The following is a 25,709-nucleotide window of genomic DNA, read 5'->3' on the forward strand; positions in this document are numbered from 1 at the left end:
AAAAAAGAGTGTACTTTTTTACATAATGGCATTTCACCATCTATAATAAAAGAGTAAATGACTCTTACTTTAATGGAGGGAATAGAAATGAAAGCAATTGGTTTACATGAATACTTACCTATTGAAGAAGAAAACAGTTTAATTAATATTGAAGTTGAAAGACCTGTTGCTACAGGAAGAGATATACTCGTTAAAATTAACGCAATTTCCGTTAATCCAGTTGATACAAAAGTTCGCTCTCCGAAAGATAAAAAAGAAGATATAGCAAAAATACTCGGCTGGGATGCGAGTGGTATTGTCGTACAAACGGGCGAAGGTTGTACGTTATTTAAAGAAGGCGACGAAGTGTTTTACGCTGGAAGCATTACGAGACAAGGTACATATAGTGAATATCATTTAGTTGATGAAAGAATCGTTGGTAAGAAACCAAAAACGTTAAATGATGCTGAATCTGCCGCAATTCCTTTAACAGCGATTACAGCTTGGGAAGGTTTATTTGAACGTTTAGGCATTGATCATACTAAAAAAGATACGAACTCATTTAAAAACATTTTAATTATCGGCGGAGCTGGTGGTGTCGGTTCAATTGCAATTCAACTGGCGAAATGGGCTGGACTAAATGTAATTGCAACTGCTTCCCGCGGCGAAACGATAGACTGGGTTAAAAAGCTTGGAGCTGACCATACAATTGACCATCATGCCCCTTTAAAAGAGCAATTACAAAGCCTTGGATTCAGCGATGTAGATTATATTTTCTGCTTAAACAATACAGATCAACATTGGCAAGCAATATGTGACCTTATTAAACCACAAGGCAAAATTTGCTCTATCGTAGAAAATGAACACCCTCTTGAAATGGGTATTTTAAAAAGTAAAAGTGCTACACTCGTTTGGGAGTTTATGTTTACAAAAGCAATGTATGAAACTGGCGATATGATTACGCAGCACGAACTATTAAATAAAGTAAGCGAACTACTAGATGAAGGCATTTTAAAGACTACCTTAAATGAAACATTAACACCTATTAACGCTGAAAACTTAAAGAAGGCACATGCACTACTTGAAAGTGGACGTACCATCGGGAAAATCGTATTAGAGAAATTTTAATCATGATAGTGACAGATAGTATGTGAAATTATATTAACGATTTTTCGAACATATCTATCATAACGTACAATATATCAACGATTTTTCAAATATATCTATCACAAATCAAATTATATCAACAATAAGAAAAGGCTGTTCCAGATGAACAGCCTTTTCTTTATTTACTTGAAATCTCTTTATTGTTTTGAACGTCTAACGGAGCTCGCTTCCCTATTCCAAAAGCATAGAAACTAATTGTAACGATAGCTAAGAAAATAATACCTACAACTAGTGAAATACGAGTATCATCGTTAAACCACATTCCGATTAATACCATAATTAAAAAGGCAATCGTTAAATAGTTTGTTACAGGAGCAAATGGCATTTTGAACGGATGATCTTTCATCTCTGCTCCCTTTTCTTTTCTAAAACGAATTTGACTAATTAAAATGACGAACCATGGTACCATACCAGGAAGTACGCTCGCACTATATACATATACGAATAAGTTTTTCGGTGCAATATAGCTTAATACAACACCAACCGCTAAACCGATAATTACGCCAACTGTACCAAATAAAGGTACACCATTTCCAGAAAGTTTTGTGAAATATTTTGGTGCTTGTCCATTTATCCCTAACGTATAAAGCATACGTCCAGCACTATAAATACCACTATTACAACCAGACATTGCCGCTGTAATTACAACGAAGTTAATAAGTCCAGCTGCTGCCGTAATACCAACTTTCGCAAAAGTCGCTACGAACGGGCTACCAATTGTACTTAATTGATCCCACGGATACACAGTTACAATAACGAAAATAGCACCAATATAGAATATTAAAATACGCCAAATTGTACTTTGAATTGCTCTTGTAAGTGTCTTCTTCGGATTTTTCGCTTCACCAGCAGTAATCCCGATTAATTCCACACCTTGATATGCTCCAACTACAAGTGATAATGCAAAGAAGAATCCTGAAAAACCACCTGTAAAGAAACCGCCATTTGACCAAAGATTAGATATACCAATCGCTTCTCCACCGTTACCAATCCCGAAGAAAATAAGACCAAATCCCGCAATAATCATTAATAGAATCGTAACAATTTTAATCATCGCGAACCAAAATTCAAATTCACCAAATGACTTAACAGAAATTAAGTTAGCTGCACCAAGAATGACCATGGCAATTATACCTGGTATCCAAGCTGGTAAATCCGGGAACCAATATTGCATATACGCTCCAACCGCGATAATTTCTGACATCCCAACGATAACCCACTGGAACCAGTTACTCCACGCTGTCATATAACCAGCTAGCGGATGAATATACTTATGACCGAATGTCGCAAATGAGCCTGTACTTGGCTCCATATACAACATTTCTCCCATGGCACGCATAATGAAGAAGATAAAAATACCTGCAATTGCATAAGCAAGCATTACTGACGGACCTGTCCATTTAATTGTGCTGGCTGACCCCATAAACAAACCAACACCAATCGTTCCGCCTAAAGCAATCATTTGAATATGACGTGCTTCTAAACCTCTTTTCAATTCTTTGTTTGCCACTTCACTTCCCCCTCTTAGATGATTCATAGCCGCATTTTAAAACAAGATGCTTTCCCCTAATTCCTTTCGGCCCTGAAAATGATGAAGCAAACGTCATTTTACACTAGCTTTAAAGCTATCCTAAAATCGTTTTGTGCTCCTAATAAAATTCTCAAAACCTTCATCTTCCAATATTCTATAAATCTTAAAATTACTTACCTTATATTAATTCATTAATCTGAAAAATTCAATTATTTTTTCAATAAATTATTATACATAAGCCTGCTTAATTTTTAACTAAATTAACAATAAAATACATCTATTCAATATGATTCCGGTATGAATATTATTACAATATAAATAACCAAGGATGGCATTTCTTCCTCGGTTTCACATCTCATGTACTTCAATCTTCATAGTTGATAACGTGATTTCCCAAACGTTAGATTCATATACCAATCAGAAATTTAATATATTAATAAATTACTAACTTCTTTAGTCCAGTCCAATTTTGAGGCATAAAATATAAAAGAGTCTCATTTTTAATGAGACCCTTTTACCATTTCATATTTAAATTGCTTTTGAAGTTTGTTTACCTAAAATAAACACTTTAGTAAACACCATCATAATAACTACAATAACCAGAAAATAAAGTGGCATCACCATTAACGATCCTGTATGCAGTTGACTCATTCCCCAAATTGTCATCGTTACAATTACATAGTACCCTAAGCTAAACAATGCACCTGCTGTACCAATGACATCTTGAAAATCTACTAACGCTAAACTTAAACAATTAGGTAATGCTACTCCAATTCCTAATAGCAATATAAACATCGCTACTAAAAATCCAATCATATATATTATGTTTGGATTTGATCCAACAAACGTAATAACAGATAAAAGGATAGCTCCTCCTGTCATTACGAGACAACCGATATATATAATTTTCTCTGGTTTATAAGTAGCAAGTAAACGTTTCGAAACTTTCGCTCCAACAATAGAAGCAGACGCTACAACAATTCCTAGAAATCCATACATACTAGGCGATAATTGAAAGTATTCAATAAAGATAAACGGCGCTTCTGCATAATAGCTAAATAAAACACCATTTGCTCCTCCAATTAATAGCCCATATGTTACTACTTTCGGATTTGTAATTAGCCTCTTCAAGACTGAAAATACATTTATTTTATTCGTTACTGAGCCCGTTTTTGTTTCAGGAAGAGAAACAAACGTATACAGAAAAATCCCGACACTCATAACAACTAAACTTAAAAATACTATTTTAAATCCAAACATTTGATCAAGAAAGCCCCCAACTAGCGGGCCTATCGCTGGTGTAAAAGCAATGACTGCCGAAATTTGAGCAAACATAACATGGCGTTTATGCCCATCTACACTTTCCCGAAGAATCGTTTGTGTAACCACGGATCCTGCACTTGCTCCAAACGCTTGAATAAAACGACTTAGCAATAAAACTTCAATGGAATTTGCAATAAAGCACAAGAAACTCCCAACGCCATATACGACAATTCCAAGTAACATCGCCCGGCGACGACCAATTATATCTGATAACCAGCCAATAAAAAATACACCTAACGCAAATCCAGCAAAATACACACTAAGTGTTAACTGCACCTCATTATTACTTACCTGTAATGCCTTTGAAATGTCTGGTAAAGATGGTGTGTAAATCGTTTCACTAATTTGCGGAAATGCGACAAGAACAATCATTAACAAAAGTGATGGTACTGAGACTTTTTTCATTTTTCATACCCTCCTATAACTTTGAAAATCCCAGAAATAAAAAGACTTTCCTTAGCTACGGAACAGGAGGGGCCATTATAGAAATCCGGTCATAAAACAACAAAGAAAACACCTCAATTACGTATGTTAATACTTATAGGAGGGTAATATTAACATCGATTTTTAAATATACTTTTTCAATTATATTACATATTACTTTTATTTTTCTAGTATTAACTATATTAGTGAACAACTAATACACGCCATAGAAGATAACTACTTGATATAACCACCTTATTATGGAATAATTAGAAATAGTTTGAATCTATAAACCTAATTATAAAATGATATACTCATATATTCCTAATGTCATAAAGCTGAACAAGTAGGAGGACTTTCGTAATGATTGAAATTTTAAGGACAGTAGTAAACTTTCTAATTCCTCTATTCTCAGGAGAATTACCATTTGTATATTATGTATGGATTATTACCCTATTCCTAATTCAAATAACCCAATCTACTCTAAACTATAAACTCTTTAACAAGAAAGACAATTTCAGCACTTATATATTGGAAGGATTACTTGCTTTTATTATTTTATTGTTTGGAGGAATATTAGTATCTAAGTTACTTGCTTACATAATAGAAGACCCTACTATTAGTATGACGAATTTAACACATTATTTTGTTTCTCTTATCATATTAACTATATTTGTCGTAATAACCTGTGTTAAAGACTTTATAGAGACATCTATAAAGAATAAAAATATATCTCTTTTTAGCTTTTTAGTAATTTCCTTAATAACAAGTATACTTTCATTCAAGTTTTTATCACCTTTCATTGAAGGTTCTTTTTCTCTTTCTAAATCTTTTATAACTACTTTAATCATTCTAGTAACTGTATCCATTCCTCTATTAATTTCTTTAGAGGAAAAATATGCAGATGAAAAGGAAAAGGAAACGGAAAATTTATAGCTTCTCATTTATATAAAAGAAAGAGGGAGCTCCCCTCTTTCTTTTATATTGTTCTATTTCACAAGACTAAATCATTCCTTTTAATATCAATCCTAAAACTGACATTATTATCGTACTAATAATAATTCGCAAAATCCAAGTTGTGTTTGTACTTATTTTTTCTAATTGCTTATTGATTGTTGCTATGTCTTTCTCATTAATAGTGGTACGCGTTTCTAAATTTCGAATGTCTCGCATAATTTCTTTTTGCTCCGCCTTGAGACTGTCAATTTTAGCGTAAACATCTTCCATATATTCACACCCTCTGTTCATCTTAATAGAAAAATCTATATATATTATGAGACAACCCTCTTACCTGTGAATACATTCCGTATATCCGCGTACCAAATTATTTGTACATTTTAATTGAATTACTCACATGTTTCCATTCTTCTATTTATAAATTAGCGTTAAGATACGTTCAAATTAGAAAAAGTATCCCTTGTTTATTTAACAACAAACAATGTGCAATCCAACATTCGGGAGCACCTACGATAATTTCTATTATTTTCATATTTACAACTCAATATAATCAGTATGATTTTCTGAAGAATCCACTTTTTGAACTGCTTAAAGTATACTAATATGAATACGAAATAGCTGTATTGATAAACTCTCTAGAACAATAAATATACTGGCTGAAACGGATCTAAATCCGATATTTTTCCCAGTAACATTAATGGTTATTTCTGACAAATGCATTTGTATATCATTGTTTTCAAAAATTTCATCCTCAACCTTTACAATATCTGCTTCACAATCTACTTCTTTAAAAGTTTTCAATAATTTTGTTTCCAATAAACTACAATCAAAGTTCTCATCTTTTATTACGGCAAATTTAACCTTCATATCCATTTCCCCATTTTTAAAAAACTAAAATCATTAAATCAATATAAATATATATTATTCTATTAAATAATTCAAAATATACGCTTCTTACATACATTATTAAAAATCAATTCTAAAGAATTAAATGCAAAAAGAAATTTAGTATTAGGCGTTCCACTAATCTTTGGTATAATTCGTCTCTTAATTATTTTGCTCATTGCGCTTTTTTATTTCCCTCCCTATTTCAACTGAACTTTGTGTAATAATGCATATTTCAAATACATTATTTCCTTTCACTCATACTTTTATCATTGAGTTTTTATTCACAAATTCGTAACACATATATATGAGTTATCATGCTAAAATTAGTTTATTCACAAGAAGAAGTTATTCTTAATAAATCAATAATTTTTAATACCCTGTTTAAAGCCTTGCCCCCCTGCAAGGCTTTTTCCTATTTAACTAGCATAGTATTTTTCGTTATGCATCTCTCCCCTTTGTTCCTTACCCTACAAATAATACTGAATGTTTATTTTAATTTTTCAGCATCGGCACTCGCTCTTTTCGAGAGCTCTTTACCAAATATTCAATCTAATGATAAAATTGACCAAATTAATATTTTCGTCCATTACTGTATCAAAAAGTACAATAAAGTAAAACTTTAATCAGTGGGGGTTTTGTTCATCCCTCACTGATTATCAGCCCTCACCAATCGGGCTTTTACGATTAAGTAAACGCGAGCTTTTTCTTCTATCTACTTACTATTTAAGGTTGATAGTTTAATAACAAAATTTAAAAATTCGACTTAAATTCATTGATGAATGGAGAGGTTTATATGAAATTAAAAGACAAAGTAGCAATCATAACTGGTGGTGCAAGTGGAATTGGCGAATCTACCGTTCGTCTTTTTATCGAAGAAGGTGCAAAAGTAGTTATTGCTGACTTTTCTGAACGTGGAAAAGACCTATCAGATGAATTGAATGCACATGGATATAATACGTTATTTATTAAAACCGATGTAACAAAAGAAGCAGATATTAAACAGCTAATTCATGAGACTGTAAGTACATACGGTAAATTAGATATTATGTATGCCAATGCCGGCGTTGCTGATGATGCACCAGCAAACGAATTATCCTATGAAAAATGGAAAAAAACTATTGATATTAATTTATCTGGGGTATTCCTTTCTGATAAATATTCGATTGAACAATTTCTTAAACAAGGTACAGGTGGTGTCATCGTTAACGCTGGTTCGATTCATAGTTTTGTTTCATTACCTACCCCAACAGCATACTCCTCTGCAAAAGGTGGTGTGAAACTATTAACTCAAAATTTATGTACTGCCTACGCTAAATACGGAATACGTATTAATGCGGTGTGCCCCGGTTATATTGACACCCCTTTACTTGGTAGTGTTAATCCTGAACAGAAAGAATATTTAGCTTCACTTCATCCACAAGGCAGACTTGGAACACCAGAAGAAGTCGCTAAAGCTGTCTTATTTTTAGCAAGTGATGATGCTAGTTTTGTTAACGGTACAACACTTCTTGTTGATGGAGGCTATACTGCATGTTAATTTAAAAATTTTGAAGCCCCCTAAGAAATATATAGTCTTCAATAAAAAAAGCGCCATCACAAGTGACGGCGCTTTTCTATATAAGAGCAACTAGAAGGTATCCTTCTAGCCTACTCCCATTTATAAGTCCAAAACTGTTCAAGTTGCAGCCATTTTAATGTTGCTGCATCTTTGTTTTTTATTTTTGCATGCGTGTCTTCAAGCATTGCTTCTGTTTGTGAACGGTGCGCACCTAATGCAGTTAATTTATAATCAAATACTTCACTAATGTTATTTACAACATCCGGTTCTCCTAATACTGCTTCACGATTTTTCGTAATCGCAACAGCATGAATAACTGGGCGCTCTTCTTTTGGCATACGTGATACAGCGCGAACGACAGCGCGGCCAAATGCATTATGATCTGGATGTACACCGTGCTCTGGATAAAATGTAATAATTCGAGATGGATTTACTTCTTGAATGATTGCTTCAATTTTGTCAGCAACGAAATCAACATCTTCAAATTCTAACGTTTTATCATGGAAGCCAAGCATTCTTAAATCTTTAATACCCATCGCTTCACAAGCATCTTTCAATTCTTTCTTACGGATATGTGGAATCGTTTCACGGTTAGCGAATACGTTCTTACCCATGTTACGTCCCATTTGTCCTAGAGTACCACATGCATATGTTACAGGTACTCCTTGATCTGTTAATAAGCGAATTGTTCCTCCCGCAGCATATGCTTCATCATCTGGATGCGGAAATACAACAAGTACATGTCTCTCCATAAGTTTCCCTCCTTCTTACTTAAATGGTGTTAAGCTTAACTCAAGTGCAACTGCTAGACGACCTAAATTATCATGTCCAGCTAATAATAAACGCTCTTGATCGTCTACTTCCCAGTGCGTAATACCTTCAGCATATACCCAACCGTGATCCATTTTCAGACCAACTCGGTATGGATTTGTTCCAGTTATCTTCCCGCGTTCAAAACTGATAATCGCATTTCGAATGAAAGCACCAACTGTCATCATCTTTTCATTTATGTGTGATGCATACGCTCCGTTTGTCGTTTCTAAATGAATATATACATCTTTATTTACAAAACGTTCAATTTCATTTTGAATAAGAGAACTATCTTTTACTATTTCCATCGGAATTCACCTCTTTAAACCATTTTACGCAAAAATAATGTAAATTGCTATCTCTATATTAGAGGACAACGCTCACTTTTCCTAATAATTTGCACTGTGTTTTTTATATTTTTTATATGATATGTAAAAAATACATTTTTTCCTTCACTTTGTTAAATAGTTTTCTTTCTTTTTTGAATTTGCTACAATATATTTTATCCCGTATTATTGCAGCGAGATACATTTCGACAATTGAATACATAATTTAAAGAAGGTGACATGATTGGAACAGTCAGCACATGAAGTAGCAAATTGGCAATATTATTTTGCAATTGCCGTATTTTTAATCACGTACGGATTTATTATTTCTGAGAAATTGAATCGTGCTGTAATCGCACTATTCGGTGCTGCTATTATGATTATTTTTGGAGTTGTAGATTTACATACTGCTTTCACATCACATATTCAATGGGAAACGATTACCCTTTTAATTGGGATGATGATTCTCGTACATATTACGAGTCAATCAGGCGTCTTTGAATTTGTGGCCATTAAAGCGGCAAAAGCAGCTGGCGGAAAACCGATTCGCATTTTATTATTACTATCCCTATTAACTGCTGTCGGATCAGCATTTTTGGACAATGTAACGACTGTTTTATTAATCGTTCCTGTTACATTATCCATTACACGTATTTTAAAAGTAAATCCTGTGCCTTATTTGATTTCAGAAGTGCTGTTTTCAAATATAGGCGGAACAGCAACATTAATCGGTGATCCACCTAATATTATGATTGGATCAGCAAACAAGCATTTAGACTTTAACGCCTTTTTACTTAACTTAGCTCCAATCGTAATTATTATTTCTATCGTGACACTTGGCATTATTTACTTCATGTATCGTAACAAACTAAAAACAACACCTGAACAAATCGAAAAACTAATGGCATTAAACGAAAAAGATTACATTAAAGATCAAAGCCTCCTTTTAAAATCTATTTCGATTTTAGGACTAACAATTTTAGGCTTCGTACTTCATTCGATTATTCATGTAGACGCTGCTGTTATCGCGATGACAGGCGCTACACTTCTTATGTTAATCGGCGTGAAAGAACATGATATTGAAGATGTATTTGCCCACGTTGAATGGGTTACCATTTTCTTCTTCGCCGGATTATTTGTTCTCGTTGGCGGGTTAATTGATATCGGACTTATCTCTTCACTTGCAAGAGAAGTAATCGATGTAACAAACGGTGACATCGGATTCGCAGCTATACTTATTTTATGGGTATCTGGCATCGCATCTGCGACAATCGACAACATCCCATTTGTCGCAACGATGATTCCTCTTATTCAAGACTTAGCTACAGGACTCGGACTATCTGTCGATTCTCCGCAAATCGAAGTACTATGGTGGGCGTTATCTCTTGGAGCTTGCTTAGGAGGAAATGGAACACTAATCGGAGCATCTGCAAACGTAGTCGTTGCTGGTATTGCAAAACGTGAAGGACATGGCTTCTCTTATATGGACTTCTTAAAAATTGGTTTACCATTAACTATTGTTGCACTCTTGTTATCACATGCTTATATATATTTACGTTATTTAATGTAAAAGTTGTATTGCATGAAATTATATCGTCAAATACAAAAGGTTTGCAGCATCCGTGCTGCAAACCTTTTTTCATCACCAAAATATACCGATAATTGCTAAACCACCTAAAATCATACCACCAATTTGTCCGACAATTGTTGGTGATAATTGAACACCTTTTCTCACTTCAACAACTGGTCTTTCGTGCCTTAGTTGCTGCACTTCACTTTGAAGTTGGTGCACACTTCCGTGTAACTCTTTAATAAGTTCTTTTAATTCGGCGACCTCTTCATTTACTGGTTTTGCCTTTTCTAAATTCATTTTGCATGACTCCTTATAAATTCAATCAACACACTGTAAATTTTCGCCAATTACCATTATATCTCCTGCATACTACATATATAATTTCGAATGTACTTTCTAACCTTGCAGCTCTATCCATTCATCCCGCAATATCCCCATAATGATACGATCAAAACACTTCCCATCTCTTTGAACCGCTTCTCTCATACACCCTTCCATCTGAAAACCTATCTTTTTATACAACGCAATGGCTGCTTTATTATAAAAAATCACATCCAGACCGACGCGGTGTAAATTCAATTCATAGAAAGCATATTTTAAGATAAGATGGATTGCTTCTCTTCCATATCCCTTTCCTCTATCATTTGCATCTCCTATACCAATGGCTAATAAACCCGTTCTGTTATTCCACTCTATGCCATGAATTGCAACAAAACCAATTAAGCGATCTTCTTGAACTGTCCTTACCATGAAAGAAACACTATTCGATCTCCGTCCTTTTAATAGCCCATCACTTGCTATTTCATTTAAAGATTGCGGGAATGCTACATCTGTATCTACATTTCTTAAATACTCACTATCCTCTTGCCACATAGCCATCAATTCAACATCTTTTTCTCTCATAACTGATAATTTAATCGTTTTATTTCGAAAAAGATTCATTGTCATTTCAAAATCCCCCTTTATTACATAATGGGGATAATTGTTTCAGCCCATTTATCCCCTAGTTCCATAAACTGCTTTATAAACGGGATACTTACAATAAGCGCTGACATTGGCACATCTCCTCCATATTGAATTAACTTCATTGTATAATTTTTTATTTATTCTAACAATAATAGAAAGGCCCTCCAAATTTAGAGGGCCTTTCCTAATAGCAAAACTATATTATTTCGTAAACATTTTCTCCGCTTCATCCATTGCCATTTTGTTTCCTAAAGCAGAATAGTCCAGCCATGGTTGATCATTGATAATGTATACGTGCTTGCCTTTAACTGCTTTTAAGTCTTTCCAAATTGGCGTTTCTTGAAGTTGTTTAAATGCTGCTTTTGCTTTATCATCTCTATTTACAACAACGAAAATCGCATCTGCATCAAAGTCAGGTAATACTTCTTGTGAAATGACTTCGAAAGGGCGGTTTCCATCAATTTTCTCTACACCATTTGCAGGCTGTAACCCTAAGTCTTGGAATAAAATTGGTCCCATCGGTCTTTTCGTACTAAATACACGCAATTCTTTTGCAGTAACGCGAATTGCCATTACTTTTTCGTTATTACCTAGCTCTTTATCTATTAAACCTTTTACTCGTTTTGATTGCCCTTCGTAATCTTGAATATATTTATCTGCTTCTTTCTCACGGTTTACAAGTTTACCAACTTGTTTTAAATGATCTCTCCACGTACCTTCATCTAAATTGAAAGAATGTGTTTTTGCAATTTTTTCGTATTTCGCTACATCTTTACCAGCATATTTTTCATCAACATAAATGTCAGTTGGCTTTAATTGAAGTAACGCTTCCATATTCGGATCTGTTACAACACCAAGCTTCTTCGTATCTTTCAACTTCTCTTTAGCGTGCGGTAAGAAATCTTTTAAATCTCCCCCAATAACAGAACCTACTGGTGTAATTCCTAATGCAAGTAAATCATTTGTTAAATGAATAGACATTGAAGCAATTTTTGGGTCATTACTTTTTTCCGTTTTTTTCGTTGCCTCTTCATTAGCTTTCGTTTGACCACATGCTGCTAATACTAAAATACACATCATGCTAAATAAAATAGTAAGTTTCTTTTTCATATGTTCTCCTCTTTGAAGTATTTATTTTGTTTTTGTAAGTAAATAAAGAAAATACGGTGCTCCTAAAGCTGCCACTACTACACCAGCTGGAATAGAGTTTGGCTCAAATATAGAACGACCTATCGTATCTGCTAGCACTAAAATAATCATTCCGATAATGCCAGCTAAAGGAAGAAAATGTTGATACGTAGTACCTACTAACTTTCTTGCAATATGCGGAGCAACTAAACCGATAAAACCAATTCCTCCTGCCATCGATACACTCGCGCAAGATAATCCAACCGCTGTAGCTAAAAGTAGTAACCGTTCTTTTTGAACAGAAACACCAAGTCCTGCTGCCACACTATCACCTAGTGACAATGCATTTAACGTTTTAGATTTTAGCCATGCATACGGGGTTAGTATGAAAATCCAAGGTAATAATGCAAGGACATGAATCCAATCCCTTCCCCACACGTTACCAACTAACCATCTGGAAGCGAATGTATATGTCTCATCATTTAACTTGAGAGAGAAAAATAACGAAATCGCACTAAATCCAGCTGAAACAGCAATACCAACGAGAATAAGTCTAATAGGAAGTAAACCTTTTGATCGATCACTCGCAAGTATAATAATTAAAAATGCAGCTAGTATTCCCCCACCAAATGTAAATAACGGTATTAAAATCGATGCATTCTCATTAATAGAATGAAAGAAAGTAACAAATATAATTAGCCCGAAAGATGCACCTGAATGCAATCCTAAAATACCAGGGTCTGCAAGTGCGTTACGTGATAATCCTTGTAAAATCGCACCGGAAATCCCAAGGCCAATACCAGCTAACATTGTGATTATAATTCTTGGCATACGATAATCGTATAGCACGGTTGCACTTTCAAAATCACCATAACCGAAAAGCGTTTGAATTACTTTGAGCGGTGCAATACTAAGTGTCCCTGTATTTAAGCTAAGTAAAATGACAGCGATACCAATACAACCGAATATTGTAGTTACAGTAATGGCTCTTTTTTTATCTGTGTTAATAAGACCCTTCACTTATAGCTCCCTCCCAACTTTACGTGCTATATAGAGGAAGAACGGAACTCCAACAAGAGCTACCATAATTCCTATCGCAAGTTCTTTAGGAGGGTTTACTGCTCTTGCTCCTAGGTCAGCTAAAACTAATAACATAGCACCTAATAATGCTGACATAGGAATAATGAGTCGATAATTAACACCAACTAATTTTCTAGCAATATGCGGAATAACGAGTCCTACAAATCCGATAGAACCAACAGCTGAAACAGATACACCTGCAAGAATGACTACTATAATCATCCCTAGTATTCTCGTTCGGTTCGTTTTCACTCCTAAATTTGTAGCAACATCATCTCCCATTGATATGAGTGAAATAGATCTCCCTAGCATTGTCGCAAAAATAATCGTTATAAGAATAATAGGGACTAAAAATTTCAAGTGTTCCCACTTAACCCCTGCAACACCACCAGCATACCAAAACGCTAAATCTTGGCTTAAATCATAATAAATCGCAACACCTGAACTTAATGAATGTAAAAGCGCTGCCATAACCGCTCCAGCAATCGTTAACCTCATTGGTGTTAATCCGCCTGATGTGGCCGATCCGATAATAAAAATGAGTACTGTACTTAAAACCGCTCCAATAAAAGAGACAATCATTAAATAGGAATATGGCATATGCGGAAAAAAGGCAAAACTAAGTGCTACTACAAACATCGCACCTGCATTTATGCCAAGCACACCTGCATCAGCTAAAGGATTTCGTGTTACTCCTTGCATAACAGCCCCAGCGACCGCAAAAGCTGCTCCTACAACTGCTGCTCCAATTACCCTTGGGAGCCTTAATTCATATATAATTTGGTGCTGCGTTAATTTCGGATTATAATCAAAAACCGCTGTCCATACGGTTTGCAAATGGATATCCTTTGCACCGAATGCAATAGCTAAAAATATAGATCCGATTAAACATAAAATTGATAAGCACATGAAACATATGAACTTAATATGTTTCATGTGCTTATTGCCAGCATATACAGCAGACTTATGTAACATGTTTCATTTCATCCTTTATATTCAGTTGTTTTTTATAATTATTTTTATACTTATTTTTATTTTATACTATTTATTGATAATAATTATCATTTTTATTTAGAAATTATATCCTCACTTTTTTAAAATAGCAAACTATTTTTTTAATTTGTTAAATATTAAAATACTTATTACAATTCCTTTCTAAAACTTACAAATACATGCAAAATAGACTGCTGGTTTATTTTTTAAATTGTAGTATACTTAGTCATTATTTTGATTTTTCTAACAAAAAGGAGATACAATGTTCTATATAAAACAACTATTACATTTCACTTACGAGCAAGCATTATCCTGTTTATTCCCAGTCGTTATTTTCTTAACACTAGCCCTATCAAAAATCATTTCCATCCCAGGGTTATACCGCTATGATTTCATACTCATCGTATGTCTTCTTATGCAGTGGATTATGTATAAGACTGGACTTGAGACGAAAGATGAACTAAAAGTAATTACTGTTTTTCACCTTATCGGGCTTTTACTAGAAATATATAAAGTACATTTTGGTTCATGGAGTTATCCAGAAGAGGCATATTCAAAAGTTTTTGGAGTTCCACTTTACAGTGGCTTTATGTATGCAAGTGTTGCCAGTTACATATGCCAAGCGTGGAGAAGATTACATTTACAAATGTACCATTGGCCGAGGGCTATTTTTGCTATACCGCTAGGCGCTATGATTTACTTTAATTTTTTCACACATCATTTTCTATATGACTTTAGATGGGTATTAACTGTACTTTTATTCATCGTTTTCTTTCGGACATTTGTAGAATTTTCATTACGAGGCGTTACATATAAAATGCCACTCGTTCTCTCCTTTTTCCTTATTGGGTTCTTTATTTGGATTGCAGAGAACATCGCAACATTTTTCGGAGCATGGCAATATCCAAATCAACGGGAAGCGTGGAATCTCGTTCACTTAAGCAAAATTAGTTCATGGTTTTTACTCGTTGTTATTAGCATTATGATTGTTACACAACTCAAACATTTGAAAGAGTCGAAAAAATAATGCTGATTATGTAAAAATAGTTAGCCCATCACTCATTAGAAAGTGATGGGCTTTTTTACCTTCCTTATTAAAGTAGTTACATATTATGAGCTACTACTAGCAGAAGATGTTGCTGCAGATGAAGCGGCAATCGTTGCCATCATAGCTGCTTGTTGTGCTTGTATGAGGACTTCTATCATAGTTTGTAAACCTGTGTTGGTAGCTTTACTTTCCTCACCTTTCTGACTTACGAACAGTTGAATAGCAATAAGAATATTCGCATCTGCATGCCAACGGAATAATTTCTCCCCCTGCAGTTTTTCAATCAACGCTTTAATAGCATAAATCTCTTTTTCTCCATCTTCAAGTAACGCTAGTAGCCCGATTGCTGGATAATGCATCTGTTTCACTTTTACCTTTTCTTGTTTTAACAAATTCCATATGTTTGTACATGTTGCAACTAACATTTCTTCACGGACATCCTTCTTTAGTGAAAGAATATGACTTAAAAACTGAAGATCATTCCCTTTACGCAAACCAGCTTTCGCTAGTTTCTGATACAGACGTTCTACACGATCCATAAGTGTTTCTACATTCTCTGATTGTCCTGCTAATAAAACCGCGAGCGGATAATCATTTGTACTTGTAAGAAAGAGGTGATCCTTTTTCATGCGTTTATATACTTGCATCGAACGCTGAATGTGCGCGCCATGCTGTTCATTTTCTTCTGTTAAAAGCACAGCTGCTGCGAGATAAGTAAATATACTCCGGCTAAAGCCACTAGTGACCAATTGTTCATATAAATCTAAAAACGTCCGAAAAGCTTTCTTGTAATCTGTAAAGTGAATATCTAATGTTGCGGCCACTACAAAACGATGATAAGACTTTAAGTATGAAAACATCCCTACCTGATTCTTAATATAACTACTAATTTCTAAAAAACGTTCGAGATTAAACAATTTATCACTACCTGCATACATAGCAGCAATCATCATTCCTGTTCGAGAATCACTCGTTTTCCATTTTAGTTCTCCCTTTAACTGTACATATGTATGTTTATATTGCTCTAACTTTTGCTCTAATGTAATCATAGTATTCACCCCTATTTCTAGTTCTTCTCTATCATTATACTTATATTCCATATTTAGGAATACTACAATTAATAATCACAACCTAAAAAATTATAAAATTCTCTAATCCTTCTTCATCAGCACCACGATGATAATCCCTAATCCTTCAAGAAGTTATACAAAAAAGGTAGATAATAATTTATCTACCTTTTTTGTATATATTATTTAACATTACAACTGTATTGCTTGTTATATGCAATTAAGACTAAAGAGCTTTAATAATACGTTCCATCGCTTTCATTTGCCCAATATGATCAGCTTCATGATAAAGCATCATACCGTAAAGCTCCCCTACTGTTTCCAATCCTAGGAATGGCTCTGGCAGTTTATTTTCAAATGCTTCTGCTGGAATTTCGTTAATACGTTTTGCTTGTTCTTTTAATTGAGCCGTTAATACTTCTAACGATGGTCCTTCTGTTTTCCATTTAGATGGTCGTGATCCATACCCAAACATACCTGGATATTCAGTTGGTAATTGTTTGAATTCTTTTCCAAACATGAAAACCTCTGCTGCCGTTAACACATGACCGATATGCCAACGAATTGTATTGTTAAAACCCTCTGGCTGCGTATCCGCAGTTTTATCATCTAACGTTTCCATAAATTTAAGTAACGCCCCGCGCGTTATTTCAAATTGTTTTAAACCCACTAGTCTATTCATTTTATCGTTCCCCTTCTTGATGTACAATTTATTATGAACTAAGAATGTTCAACTTATTAACGTTTCACCTTGTTTAATCTATCAGAAACGATTAAGAAAAACATCTAATATGCTTAGTAAAAATAATTAAAAGGTTCACCCCTAATAAATATAGAATTACTTACTACACAGTTAGTTTAGTAAATAATAGAGGAGTGTCAATTACATGTTACATGTTTTAAAACAACAATATGATCTTATTAGCTCTACAAGAGAAACTCTATTTTCGTTTTTGGAAGAAATCCCACTAGAAAAATTACATAGCACTGTTCCTAATTTCGGGAGCGGTAGCATTATAAAGACGCATATTCATGTAGCCGATTGCTACCGATACTGGCTTGGATCATTCGCATTCAAGCAAAAAAGAGCAGATTTTTCATTTGCTAGCGATTACGAAATTGAGCATGCAGATGTGGAAAAAGTCCGTGCTAGATTTAAGTTAGTAGATGAGACTGTACAACGTTTTTTAGATGAATACAATGACCGTTGGCTCGAAAATATAGCAAATGAAGTAAAGTGGCAAAAAGAACCTTGGAGCACAACTCCGCTATGGCTTTTAACTCATACGGAGACTCATGAGTTTCATCATAAAGGACAAATTGTATCGATGGCTAGGTACCTTGGATATACTCCTCCTGATACTGACCTTAGTTAATTCAATGGTTTATGATTACCGAAAAAATTAGAATGAATACAAATCGAGCATGTTTTGAAATCCAATCTAAACATGCTCTTAAAATACTCTACCTTACAATCTCCATATCCTCATCAATACCAAATAGTCTCCGCATAATTATAAGCATCGCTATTCGGAATGGCATGTTTCCCCTGTGCTTGCGCTTTTCTTGGATCCAAGTCATATACCATTGGCGTATAGCATGATGTTTGTCCTTTATTTACAACACCATTTCCTCCAGCACTTCCGCAAGTATATGCCTTTCCATCTGTTTTTCTAACAACCCTTGCATCAGCTTCGTTATTATAAACTGCTGGACGAGTTACAGTAACTTTCGCCCAAGCCGTCTTACACGTCGTGCTAAATTTTAATTCTACATAAGAATTTGAATCTATCCATTTCTTCTCTTTCGTTACTGCGGATTGATCACAACTATTATAATAAGGACTTTTCCCATCATATGAATGATCTTCTGCATATGCTTTATCGCTATTAATCGTGCTAAACATACTAGTTACAACGAGTAAAGATAGCAATAAACATGCACTCGTCTTTTTTAAAAGTTTCATATAATTTCACTCCTTTATTAGTAACGTGCTGTTTTCCCGTAACCGTTATTAAACGTAACTGCTTCAGCATCTGCTGTGTATCCGAAATCAGCAGTTAAATCAAATACCATTCCTGTATAAGTGCTCGTTTGACCTGTTTTTATTGTGCCGTTCCCCTGATTAGAAGTAACTGATTTTTGGAATACATCATTTTTGTATTTATTTACAACAGCGTACGCGTACACTCCTCCCGAAACAGCTGGTGCTGGTTGATCTAACACAAACTTAGCCCATGCTGCATGACATTTATTACTGTAACGTAAATACACTGTCCCCACTTTTTTACTACCTTCATAAACTGCTGTAGACTTTGCATTAAATCCATCTGCATCACATGTTGTACTTCCCCCGTATACTTTCGTTGTTGCTGGATTTTTCCCGTCATAATAACTACTTAAATCAGTAGCTGCAAATGTACTTCCTTGAAAACTAAATAATACACCTATACTTGCCGCACTTAACACACATACTTTCATTAACTTTTTAAACATTTTAAATTCCCCCTCACAATAAGTACGTATACTAAAGACAAGCTATACTGCTATGTAAGCCCTCCTTTCACTCTTCCTAGAGGCATCTTACAGAAACGAATAAACGTTGTAAATTCCCTGATGATTATTGGAATATACGAAGAATTTTACTTATCCTTGTAAGAAAAAAAGTTGAGAAATACACATTTTATAGCATTCTATATTTAAAACATAAAAGAACCGATACTTGTTATATTCAAGCATCGGTTCTTTATACAAAATTGCCATTTTTTCTTTTATATAAAATAAATATTTCTCCACTTAATCCGTTGTAAAAAACTCCCTTGTTACATCAATAAATTGCTGCAGTGGTGCTGTCATCCATTTATCTTTATGCCAAGCAATTTGTGTATAAATCGATGAAATTGCATTTTCTAAATGTAACTCTTTTATTGTCCCTTCTCTTATATCTTTTTCTACTACTATCGCTGGTAGAACAGCTATACCTAAATCTGCAATAACACATTGTTTAATTGCCTCGACACTAACGAACTCAATTTTATTTGCTGGATACACATCTTCTGTACGAAATAGTTCTTCAAATAAAGTCCGATACGAGCAGCCTAATTCTGTTAGTAGAAGTGTTTCACTCTCTAAATCTTTTATAGAAACTGAAGGTTGTTCAAGTAAACGATGCGTAGGAGCAGCTACTACTTTTAATTCTTCTTTCATAAGTGGTTCCACATGTAAAACATCTTCTGTTTTACATTCGTCCAAAATAAATGCAAGATCTACTTTCCCCTCCATCAATTGTTCCTTTGCATCTTTATTGGAATGTGCTGGTTTAAATATAAGTTTTATTTGAGGAAATTGTGCTTTAAACCTCTTTAATATAGAAGGCAGTCTGTATGTACATTGACTTTCTTGTGCACCAATTATTAACGTACCTGCTATTTCCTCATCATCTTTCACGGCCGTCTTTGCTTCTTTACTAAGTGCGATTATCTTGTCCGCATATAGTTGAAACTTTCTTCCTGCTTCAGTTAAGAAAAGGCGTTTTCCTAATCTTTCAAATAACGGTGTACCAAGCTCAGCTTCTAACGTTTTAATTTGTGCCGTTACGCTTGATTGGGCAAAATTTAATTTCTTTGCAGTTTGTGTAAAATTCAAAGTGTCTGCTGCTACTTTAAATGTAATTAATTGTTTTATCTCCATTTATCATCCCTCTTTTCAATCGATATTTCCGATTGATTTCATCAAAATAATCCTCTTTGCCTATTGATATTTGTATTGTATGATAAAGAGCATCGACAAACAATACAAATGGAGGGATTCCATATGAAAGCACTTTGTTTCGAACAGTTTGGAAATCCAGATGTACTACAATATAAAGAAATACATGATCCAATCATAAATCCAAATGAAATTCTAGTCCGCACGAAAGCAATCGGATTAAACTTCGCTGATATTTATAGACGCCGCGGCGATTATCATCTTGCTGGCAATCCGCCTTATGTATTAGGTTATGAAGGAGCTGGAATTGTTGAAAAAGTAGGAGCTGACGTTACTACTATCAACCTAGGAGACCGTATTGCATTTGCGGACGTCCCATTTGCAAATGCAGAACTAGTTGCCGTTCCATCTGAAAAAGTAATCCCACTACCAGATTCTATTTCTTTTGAAACAGCTGCTTCTGTCTTATTACAAGGATTAACTGCACATTATTTAACGCAAGATAGCTATCAACTAAAACAAAGTGATATAGCTTTAGTACACGCTGCAGCTGGTGGCGTCGGTCAACTTCTTGTTCAAATGATTAAACTATATGGCGGAAAAGTAATTGGTTTAACGTCATCAAAAGAGAAAGCAAAGATAGCTACATTAGCTGGTGCCGATCACGTATTTTTATATAACGAAGAATGGCATACGAAAGTACTTGAAATGACTAATGGAACTGGAGTAAATGTTGTATATGAATCAGTAGGTTCTACATTAGAGGACAGTTTTAACGCTACTAAAATTGGCGGTACTGTCGTATTTTACGGAATGGCTGGTGGTAATCCTGCGCCAGTTGATCCACGTATGCTTATGGATACTTCAAAAACTTTAACTGGCGGAGACCTTTGGAACGTTCTTACCACTTATGAAGAACGTAAAAAACGATCTACTCAATTATTCGATTGGATCGCAACTGGCAAATTAAACATTGAGTGCCCTACTACATTCTCCTTACAAGATGGTGCTCTTGCACATAAATTATTAGAGAGCAGAAAAAGTACAGGGAAGATTTTATTAATTCCATAATCGTTCCAATAAGAAAAGGAAGCTAGATTTCTCTACCTTCCTTTTCTTATATCTCTTGGAGATTTAATTATATTTCCACACTTTCTTTCCCTTTTGCAACATAACTCATATCTCCAACCGACTCGACTGTATATGTTCCATCTTGGTATACAATCTTCGTCACACTAGCATTTTCCACCCCAAGTTTTGTTTTGCTACTGTCTAACATTTCTATTAAGGTAGTAATCAAAAGCCCATGAACGACAACTAAAACGTTACCGCCACCATTTCCAGCAGCTTCTTCACTAATTTTATCTATCTCAGCTTTTATACGAGTAGAAAATAATTCCCAATCTTCCGCCTGTTTTGTAGGATCTGCTACTCTAATAAGATTAATCACTTCTTGAATAGAAAACTTCATAAGTTCTTCTGGTGATGGAACGCCTGCAGCTTTTCCAACCACATCCCACATATTCTCAAGTTTTTCACCTTCAAAAATACCGAAATTTAATTCTCGCAAATCTTTTCTTTGCTCAAGTTTTAATTTTGATTGCTCACTATATTTTAATACTAAATTAGCAGTTTCAATCGCTCGGCCACTATCACTACTATACGCATTCATAAAATGAATATCTTTTAATCCTGTTCCTAAATTTGTGGCAACTTCAACACCTTTTTCTACTAATGGAGAATCAGCCCAACCTTGCGCGCGATGATTCGTATTTAATATTGTTTTACCGTGTCTTGTAACATATAACGTAACTGCATTCTCATTGCTATCTGTTTCTCGCTTATTCATTCTATTCTCTCCCTTTACGTTTCTATCTCAATTTTACCACCTCAATTATTCATTGAGCAAAATATACGTCAGTAGATCCGCTTAATAAAAAAAGCTATCTTTCTGTATATCCATACAAAAAGATAGCATCTTTTATGATTACATTTCTTAACCGTTACTCCTACTCAGCAAAAGCACTCGAATACTGAACAACTCCTTCTACACCTTGGAGAGCGTTCTCTCTTAGCTCCATCGCCATAAACACTTCTTCAGGCACTTCAAACGGTGCTTTTACATTCCACTCACTTGCTTTCTTAAAACCAAATTTCGGGTAGTACTCTGGATGTCCTAATACTACAACTGATCCGTATCCAAGTTCTTTCGCTTTTTCTAAAGCAGCCGTAATCAGTTTTCCGCCAATTCCTTTCTTCTGATGGCCCCTAGCAACTGAAACTGGCGCAAGTGCTAACGATTCTACAGAAGTTCCATCTTGTTCTATTGTAATTTTTGATAACATAATGTGACCAACTATATCTTCATCTACCGCAACAATTGATAACTCCGGAACAAACGCGTCACATTCTCTAATACGTTTTACAAGTTCATGTTCTGTTTTATCACTAAATTCTTCAAGTAAAAATGCTTCTTTTACGACTTCTTCTGTTTTTCTATAATCATTTTTTTGTTCTTGTCTAATCGTTACCATTTTAACTTATCCTCTATTCTTTCTTATTTCTTTTTGAATTTTACGCAGTGCTTTTTTCGATCCGCGCTCAATATCGTGTTGCATTTTTCTTTCTTTATAATCAACAAATAGTGTATTTAAATCGTATCCTTCTGGATATAACTCCTTCGCTGCTACTTCTAAAGTAATACGTTTTACATTTACTTCAACGAATTCACCGTTATAATATACAACAACGTTATAAAAATTATCTTTTTCCTTATAGATGATACCAAAATCATCATAATCCAATAAATTCACACGATCGCCGATTTTGTACTCATAATGAGATTCTCTTTTTTCTTGTACAAATTTCGGTTTTCTAATTTTACTTTCATTCACTTTTTCTAAAGCGTACTCTTTATTTCCCATGTACTCTTTCGCTCTTTTCAGTACATGTTCTTTTACGCTCATTTTATTCGCAATCCAAAGTGCATTACTTTCCCCTGATTTTCCGATAACTAATTTATAAAGCGGCTCTAACGTTTCACTATTAAATTGCATCGCTGCATTCATAAAGTCATCGTGCATTTCTGAGAAGCGTTTAATTTCTCCGTAATGCGTACTCGCAACGGTAATACATCCCGCAAGGTACAATTCTTCTAAAATAGAAATTGCAAGTGCTGCACCTTCATTCGGTTCTGTACCGCTCCCTATTTCATCAAATAATAGCAACGTATTATTATTTGACATCCTCATAATCTCAGAAAGATTTTTCATATGAGACGAAAATGTACTTAATGCATTTTCAATACTTTGATTATCACCAATATCTACGAATACATTTTCGAAAATAGCGATTTCTGTACCTCTATCTCCTGCAATATGAAGGCCTGACATTGTAGCTAATGTTAACAATCCAATCGTTTTTAACACAATTGTCTTTCCGCCCGCATTCGGCCCTGTAATAATTAAACTACGATACTCTTGACCAATTTTAAAATGTAACGGTACAACTTGCCCTGTTAAAAGCGGATGCTTACAATTCACTAAATGAATGTAGCCATGATCATTTAACTTCGGCTCTATTCCATCAATCGATTTACTAAACTTTGCCTTCGCAAATACCATATCATACTGACTAATTAGCTCCATGTTAATCTTTATACTATAAATGTTTTCTAACACCATTCCTGATAAAGTCGCTAAAATCTGATACTCTTCAACCGCTTCTTCTGCTTTCAAACCTGCTAATTCTGCATTCAATTTCGTAACCGTATGCGGTTCTATAAATACAGTAGAGCCTTTTGCCGAGGCTTCAATAATACTTCCAGCAACTTGATTTTTATAGGAAGATTTAATTGGAATCGTATAACGGTCATCCTTTTTACTAATAAAGAATTCCTGAATGAATTTCTTATTTGCACTACTATTTAAAAATTTCATTAAACGTTCTTTTATTTTCCCATCTACAGAATCAATATTATTTCGAATTCGCTTTAACTCTTTACTTGCAGCTACATCAATACTATTTCCTTTAATTGAAAAGTTAATTTCCTCTTCAATACTTTTATATTCAGTCATTGAATTTGCATAAGAAGCTAATACTGGTGCAAAAAATTCTTTATCTAACATAAACTTTTTAATCTTTCTACATCCACGTAAAAAGTCTGAAACACTTACTAATTCTTCTGGATCTAAAATCATCCCTTTTTCTAATTTTTGAATTGTACTAGCAATATTAGAAATGCCGAAGAAAGGAACATGCCCCTCTGCATCTAATATAGCTCGTGCTTCTGTCGTTTCATTCAAGCGATTTCTCACTACTTTTAGACTCGTACTCGGCTCTAATTTGTTTAATAATTCCTTACCTAATCCACTTACACAATAAGATTTCACTATATCCTTTAATTCGTTATATTGTAACTTTTCAAAAGTCATCGTATTCATTTTGTTTCTCCTCACTATGATTGATTTTTATCATAAATGAAGATACCTACTCATTAGATTCCAATGAGTTCTACATTATTCAATTACCATTTTTATACATTAAAAATATATACAAAAAAGCTGCGGGGATACCGCAGCTTTTACATTTACAAGGCATGTGTAATAACATATGAGGAAATAAGCCATAAAAAATAGATGGCAGTCCCTTATTACACGCTTTATAAAGTATTGTAGGTATCTTCATAGGTATCGAAATAAATCCATGACAAAGTTAGGGGTATGGTATACATAAAAATCCCCTGTTCTTATCTGACTTATTTCATTAAATTTTTCCTATTTAGTACCTACCGCACTCACAAAAAGCACCTCTCATTAATTTATATTATAGTCATTGAAATCTAATTTATTGAAATCATCATACTATATGTTACGTGAGAAGTAAAGGTGTCATACTTAAGTAGTACGTAACTGTACGCTTCAATATCACTTAAACTAGACCTATATTTGCTGAGGAAAAATTATAGAAGCGGCTCCGCTATTGCGAATGTCATTTACTTCCTCTAATACATTTAATAATTATGACAAGCAATGATAGGAGGTTTACTATATGAATGAAGAATATAATACTTTACATGGACCTGCTCTGGAACCAAATTTAATCGGTCCCACACTACCATCAATTCCACCATTTACTTTCCCTACTGGACCTACTGGAATCACAGGCCCTACCGGTGCGACAGGT

27 protein-coding genes are annotated in these 25,709 nt (G+C 34.4%); 8 read left to right on the forward strand and 19 right to left on the reverse strand.

Annotated features, from left to right (window positions below; translation table 11 throughout):
- Window positions 1-87: 87 nt before the first annotated feature.
- Window positions 88-1,107 (forward strand): zinc-binding alcohol dehydrogenase family protein, encoded by a 1,020-nt coding sequence (locus MR160_RS17975; protein WP_000643781.1) that lies wholly within the window; start codon window positions 88-90, stop codon window positions 1,105-1,107.
- 157 nt (window positions 1,108-1,264) lie between these two features.
- Here MR160_RS17975 and MR160_RS17980 read toward each other — a convergent pair whose 3' ends face one another.
- Window positions 1,265-2,656, reverse strand: coding sequence for an amino acid permease (locus MR160_RS17980; protein ID WP_001284408.1), 1,392 nt, complete (start codon window positions 2,654-2,656; stop codon window positions 1,265-1,267).
- Between the two features lie 549 nt (window positions 2,657-3,205).
- The gene (locus MR160_RS17985) at window positions 3,206-4,405 is read right to left on the reverse strand and encodes a multidrug effflux MFS transporter (RefSeq protein WP_044784226.1); all 1,200 of its coding nucleotides are present in this window, start codon (window positions 4,403-4,405) and stop codon (window positions 3,206-3,208) included.
- 381 nt (window positions 4,406-4,786) lie between these two features.
- On the opposite strand from MR160_RS17985, the gene MR160_RS17990 reads away from it, so the two are divergent.
- The gene (locus MR160_RS17990; protein WP_044784225.1) at window positions 4,787-5,359 is read left to right on the forward strand and encodes a DUF5823 family protein; all 573 of its coding nucleotides are present in this window, start codon (window positions 4,787-4,789) and stop codon (window positions 5,357-5,359) included.
- 66 nt (window positions 5,360-5,425) lie between these two features.
- Here MR160_RS17990 and MR160_RS17995 read toward each other — a convergent pair whose 3' ends face one another.
- Window positions 5,426-5,650 (reverse strand): hemolysin XhlA family protein, encoded by a 225-nt coding sequence (locus tag MR160_RS17995; RefSeq protein WP_000390464.1) that lies wholly within the window; start codon window positions 5,648-5,650, stop codon window positions 5,426-5,428.
- A gap of 318 nt (window positions 5,651-5,968) precedes the next feature.
- Window positions 5,969-6,247: a hypothetical protein gene (locus MR160_RS18000; RefSeq protein ID WP_000865002.1), complete on the reverse strand. Its 279-nt coding sequence runs from the start codon at window positions 6,245-6,247 to the stop codon at window positions 5,969-5,971.
- Between the two features lie 814 nt (window positions 6,248-7,061).
- Here MR160_RS18000 and MR160_RS18005 point away from each other — a divergent pair.
- Window positions 7,062-7,805 (forward strand): SDR family NAD(P)-dependent oxidoreductase, encoded by a 744-nt coding sequence (locus MR160_RS18005; protein WP_000768007.1) that lies wholly within the window; start codon window positions 7,062-7,064, stop codon window positions 7,803-7,805.
- Window positions 7,806-7,915: 110 nt separating this feature from the next.
- On the opposite strand, the gene bshB2 is transcribed toward MR160_RS18005, so the two are convergent.
- Both bshB2 and MR160_RS18015 read right to left on the reverse strand, forming a co-directional pair.
- Complete coding sequence (bshB2, locus tag MR160_RS18010; protein ID WP_044784223.1) at window positions 7,916-8,578, reverse strand: bacillithiol biosynthesis deacetylase BshB2; 663 nt, start codon at window positions 8,576-8,578, stop codon at window positions 7,916-7,918.
- Between the two features lie 15 nt (window positions 8,579-8,593).
- The gene (locus MR160_RS18015; protein WP_242297827.1) at window positions 8,594-8,944 is read right to left on the reverse strand and encodes a YojF family protein; all 351 of its coding nucleotides are present in this window, start codon (window positions 8,942-8,944) and stop codon (window positions 8,594-8,596) included.
- A gap of 262 nt (window positions 8,945-9,206) precedes the next feature.
- On the opposite strand from MR160_RS18015, the gene MR160_RS18020 reads away from it, so the two are divergent.
- Window positions 9,207-10,532 carry an ArsB/NhaD family transporter gene (locus MR160_RS18020; protein WP_000437992.1) on the forward strand — a complete coding sequence of 442 codons (1,326 nt, stop codon included), beginning with the start codon at window positions 9,207-9,209 and terminating at the stop codon, window positions 10,530-10,532.
- Window positions 10,533-10,604: 72 nt separating this feature from the next.
- On the opposite strand, the gene MR160_RS18025 is transcribed toward MR160_RS18020, so the two are convergent.
- The 5 genes from MR160_RS18025 to MR160_RS18045 all read right to left on the reverse strand — a co-directional run bounded on the left by MR160_RS18025 (window position 10,605) and on the right by MR160_RS18045 (window position 14,684).
- A complete protein-coding gene (locus MR160_RS18025) occupies window positions 10,605-10,832 on the reverse strand; it encodes a coiled-coil domain-containing protein (RefSeq protein ID WP_001047304.1) in 228 nt (75 codons plus the stop codon).
- A 99-nt stretch (window positions 10,833-10,931) separates the two neighbouring features.
- Complete coding sequence (locus MR160_RS18030; RefSeq protein WP_044784222.1) at window positions 10,932-11,483, reverse strand: GNAT family N-acetyltransferase; 552 nt, start codon at window positions 11,481-11,483, stop codon at window positions 10,932-10,934.
- 219 nt (window positions 11,484-11,702) lie between these two features.
- Complete coding sequence (locus MR160_RS18035) at window positions 11,703-12,611, reverse strand: iron-hydroxamate ABC transporter substrate-binding protein (protein WP_242297829.1); 909 nt, start codon at window positions 12,609-12,611, stop codon at window positions 11,703-11,705.
- Window positions 12,612-12,632: 21 nt separating this feature from the next.
- The gene (locus MR160_RS18040) at window positions 12,633-13,649 is read right to left on the reverse strand and encodes a FecCD family ABC transporter permease (RefSeq protein WP_000677264.1); all 1,017 of its coding nucleotides are present in this window, start codon (window positions 13,647-13,649) and stop codon (window positions 12,633-12,635) included.
- A complete protein-coding gene (locus tag MR160_RS18045; protein ID WP_000902700.1) occupies window positions 13,650-14,684 on the reverse strand; it encodes a FecCD family ABC transporter permease in 1,035 nt (344 codons plus the stop codon).
- Window positions 14,685-14,964: 280 nt separating this feature from the next.
- On the opposite strand from MR160_RS18045, the gene MR160_RS18050 reads away from it, so the two are divergent.
- Complete coding sequence (locus tag MR160_RS18050; RefSeq protein WP_000499382.1) at window positions 14,965-15,729, forward strand: DUF817 domain-containing protein; 765 nt, start codon at window positions 14,965-14,967, stop codon at window positions 15,727-15,729.
- A gap of 83 nt (window positions 15,730-15,812) precedes the next feature.
- On the opposite strand, the gene MR160_RS18055 is transcribed toward MR160_RS18050, so the two are convergent.
- Window positions 15,813-16,850: a DUF4003 domain-containing protein gene (locus MR160_RS18055; RefSeq protein WP_003309751.1), complete on the reverse strand. Its 1,038-nt coding sequence runs from the start codon at window positions 16,848-16,850 to the stop codon at window positions 15,813-15,815.
- 193 nt (window positions 16,851-17,043) lie between these two features.
- Entirely contained in the window at window positions 17,044-17,499 is a 456-nt protein-coding gene (locus MR160_RS18060; protein WP_001081119.1) for a DinB family protein, read from the reverse strand.
- A gap of 205 nt (window positions 17,500-17,704) precedes the next feature.
- Here MR160_RS18060 and MR160_RS18065 point away from each other — a divergent pair, with 205 nt between their 5' ends.
- Entirely contained in the window at window positions 17,705-18,193 is a 489-nt protein-coding gene (locus MR160_RS18065) for a DinB family protein (protein WP_000903443.1), read from the forward strand.
- 113 nt (window positions 18,194-18,306) lie between these two features.
- On the opposite strand, the gene MR160_RS18070 is transcribed toward MR160_RS18065, so the two are convergent.
- The 3 genes from MR160_RS18070 to MR160_RS18080 form a co-directional block, all read right to left on the reverse strand.
- Window positions 18,307-18,783, reverse strand: a complete 477-nt coding sequence (locus MR160_RS18070; protein WP_000771161.1) for a DUF2690 domain-containing protein — start codon at window positions 18,781-18,783, stop codon at window positions 18,307-18,309.
- Between the two features lie 17 nt (window positions 18,784-18,800).
- Complete coding sequence (locus MR160_RS18075; protein ID WP_000473731.1) at window positions 18,801-19,313, reverse strand: YjfA family protein; 513 nt, start codon at window positions 19,311-19,313, stop codon at window positions 18,801-18,803.
- A 300-nt stretch (window positions 19,314-19,613) separates the two neighbouring features.
- Window positions 19,614-20,507 carry a LysR family transcriptional regulator gene (locus MR160_RS18080; protein WP_000403874.1) on the reverse strand — a complete coding sequence of 298 codons (894 nt, stop codon included), beginning with the start codon at window positions 20,505-20,507 and terminating at the stop codon, window positions 19,614-19,616.
- 123 nt (window positions 20,508-20,630) lie between these two features.
- Here MR160_RS18080 and MR160_RS18085 point away from each other — a divergent pair, with 123 nt between their 5' ends.
- Window positions 20,631-21,596, forward strand: a complete 966-nt coding sequence (locus MR160_RS18085) for a quinone oxidoreductase family protein (RefSeq protein ID WP_000645236.1) — start codon at window positions 20,631-20,633, stop codon at window positions 21,594-21,596.
- Window positions 21,597-21,663: 67 nt separating this feature from the next.
- Here MR160_RS18085 and MR160_RS18090 read toward each other — a convergent pair whose 3' ends face one another.
- The 3 genes from MR160_RS18090 to MR160_RS18100 all read right to left on the reverse strand — a co-directional run bounded on the left by MR160_RS18090 (window position 21,664) and on the right by MR160_RS18100 (window position 24,967).
- Window positions 21,664-22,374, reverse strand: a complete 711-nt coding sequence (locus tag MR160_RS18090) for a histidine phosphatase family protein (protein WP_001042048.1) — start codon at window positions 22,372-22,374, stop codon at window positions 21,664-21,666.
- 160 nt (window positions 22,375-22,534) lie between these two features.
- A complete protein-coding gene (locus tag MR160_RS18095) occupies window positions 22,535-23,059 on the reverse strand; it encodes a GNAT family N-acetyltransferase (protein ID WP_000256473.1) in 525 nt (174 codons plus the stop codon).
- A gap of 6 nt (window positions 23,060-23,065) precedes the next feature.
- Window positions 23,066-24,967, reverse strand: a complete 1,902-nt coding sequence (locus MR160_RS18100; protein ID WP_001095201.1) for an endonuclease MutS2 — start codon at window positions 24,965-24,967, stop codon at window positions 23,066-23,068.
- Window positions 24,968-25,574: 607 nt separating this feature from the next.
- On the opposite strand from MR160_RS18100, the gene MR160_RS18105 reads away from it, so the two are divergent.
- Window positions 25,575-25,709 (forward strand): exosporium leader peptide-containing protein (locus MR160_RS18105; protein WP_242297839.1); only part of this gene is annotated, 135 nt, incomplete at its 3' end.

Source organism: Bacillus cereus group sp. BfR-BA-01382 (genome assembly GCF_022663475.1).
GTDB classification, from domain to species: domain Bacteria; phylum Bacillota; class Bacilli; order Bacillales; family Bacillaceae_G; genus Bacillus_A; species Bacillus_A thuringiensis_S.

Excerpts from the sequence above, each read along its gene's own strand:
- MR160_RS17975 (WP_000643781.1), top strand. The coding sequence starts at position 88 with ATGAAAGCAATTGGTTTACATGAATACTTACCTATTGAAGAAGAAAAC.
- MR160_RS17985 (WP_044784226.1), bottom strand. The coding sequence starts at position 4,405 with ATGAAAAAAGTCTCAGTACCATCACTTTTGTTAATGATTGTTCTTGTC.
- MR160_RS17990 (WP_044784225.1), top strand. The coding sequence starts at position 4,787 with ATGATTGAAATTTTAAGGACAGTAGTAAACTTTCTAATTCCTCTATTC.
- MR160_RS17995 (WP_000390464.1), bottom strand. The coding sequence starts at position 5,650 with ATGGAAGATGTTTACGCTAAAATTGACAGTCTCAAGGCGGAGCAAAAA.
- MR160_RS18000 (WP_000865002.1), bottom strand. The coding sequence starts at position 6,247 with ATGAAGGTTAAATTTGCCGTAATAAAAGATGAGAACTTTGATTGTAGT.
- MR160_RS18005 (WP_000768007.1), top strand. The coding sequence starts at position 7,062 with ATGAAATTAAAAGACAAAGTAGCAATCATAACTGGTGGTGCAAGTGGA.
- bshB2 (WP_044784223.1), bottom strand. The coding sequence starts at position 8,578 with ATGGAGAGACATGTACTTGTTGTATTTCCGCATCCAGATGATGAAGCA.
- MR160_RS18015 (WP_242297827.1), bottom strand. The coding sequence starts at position 8,944 with ATGGAAATAGTAAAAGATAGTTCTCTTATTCAAAATGAAATTGAACGT.
- MR160_RS18025 (WP_001047304.1), bottom strand. The coding sequence starts at position 10,832 with ATGAATTTAGAAAAGGCAAAACCAGTAAATGAAGAGGTCGCCGAATTA.
- MR160_RS18030 (WP_044784222.1), bottom strand. The coding sequence starts at position 11,483 with ATGACAATGAATCTTTTTCGAAATAAAACGATTAAATTATCAGTTATG.
- MR160_RS18035 (WP_242297829.1), bottom strand. The coding sequence starts at position 12,611 with ATGAAAAAGAAACTTACTATTTTATTTAGCATGATGTGTATTTTAGTA.
- MR160_RS18045 (WP_000902700.1), bottom strand. The coding sequence starts at position 14,684 with ATGTTACATAAGTCTGCTGTATATGCTGGCAATAAGCACATGAAACAT.
- MR160_RS18050 (WP_000499382.1), top strand. The coding sequence starts at position 14,965 with ATGTTCTATATAAAACAACTATTACATTTCACTTACGAGCAAGCATTA.
- MR160_RS18055 (WP_003309751.1), bottom strand. The coding sequence starts at position 16,850 with ATGGAATATAAGTATAATGATAGAGAAGAACTAGAAATAGGGGTGAAT.
- MR160_RS18060 (WP_001081119.1), bottom strand. The coding sequence starts at position 17,499 with ATGAATAGACTAGTGGGTTTAAAACAATTTGAAATAACGCGCGGGGCG.
- MR160_RS18065 (WP_000903443.1), top strand. The coding sequence starts at position 17,705 with ATGTTACATGTTTTAAAACAACAATATGATCTTATTAGCTCTACAAGA.
- MR160_RS18070 (WP_000771161.1), bottom strand. The coding sequence starts at position 18,783 with ATGAAACTTTTAAAAAAGACGAGTGCATGTTTATTGCTATCTTTACTC.
- MR160_RS18075 (WP_000473731.1), bottom strand. The coding sequence starts at position 19,313 with ATGTTTAAAAAGTTAATGAAAGTATGTGTGTTAAGTGCGGCAAGTATA.
- MR160_RS18080 (WP_000403874.1), bottom strand. The coding sequence starts at position 20,507 with ATGGAGATAAAACAATTAATTACATTTAAAGTAGCAGCAGACACTTTG.
- MR160_RS18085 (WP_000645236.1), top strand. The coding sequence starts at position 20,631 with ATGAAAGCACTTTGTTTCGAACAGTTTGGAAATCCAGATGTACTACAA.
- MR160_RS18090 (WP_001042048.1), bottom strand. The coding sequence starts at position 22,374 with ATGAATAAGCGAGAAACAGATAGCAATGAGAATGCAGTTACGTTATAT.
- MR160_RS18095 (WP_000256473.1), bottom strand. The coding sequence starts at position 23,059 with ATGGTAACGATTAGACAAGAACAAAAAAATGATTATAGAAAAACAGAA.
- MR160_RS18100 (WP_001095201.1), bottom strand. The coding sequence starts at position 24,967 with ATGAATACGATGACTTTTGAAAAGTTACAATATAACGAATTAAAGGAT.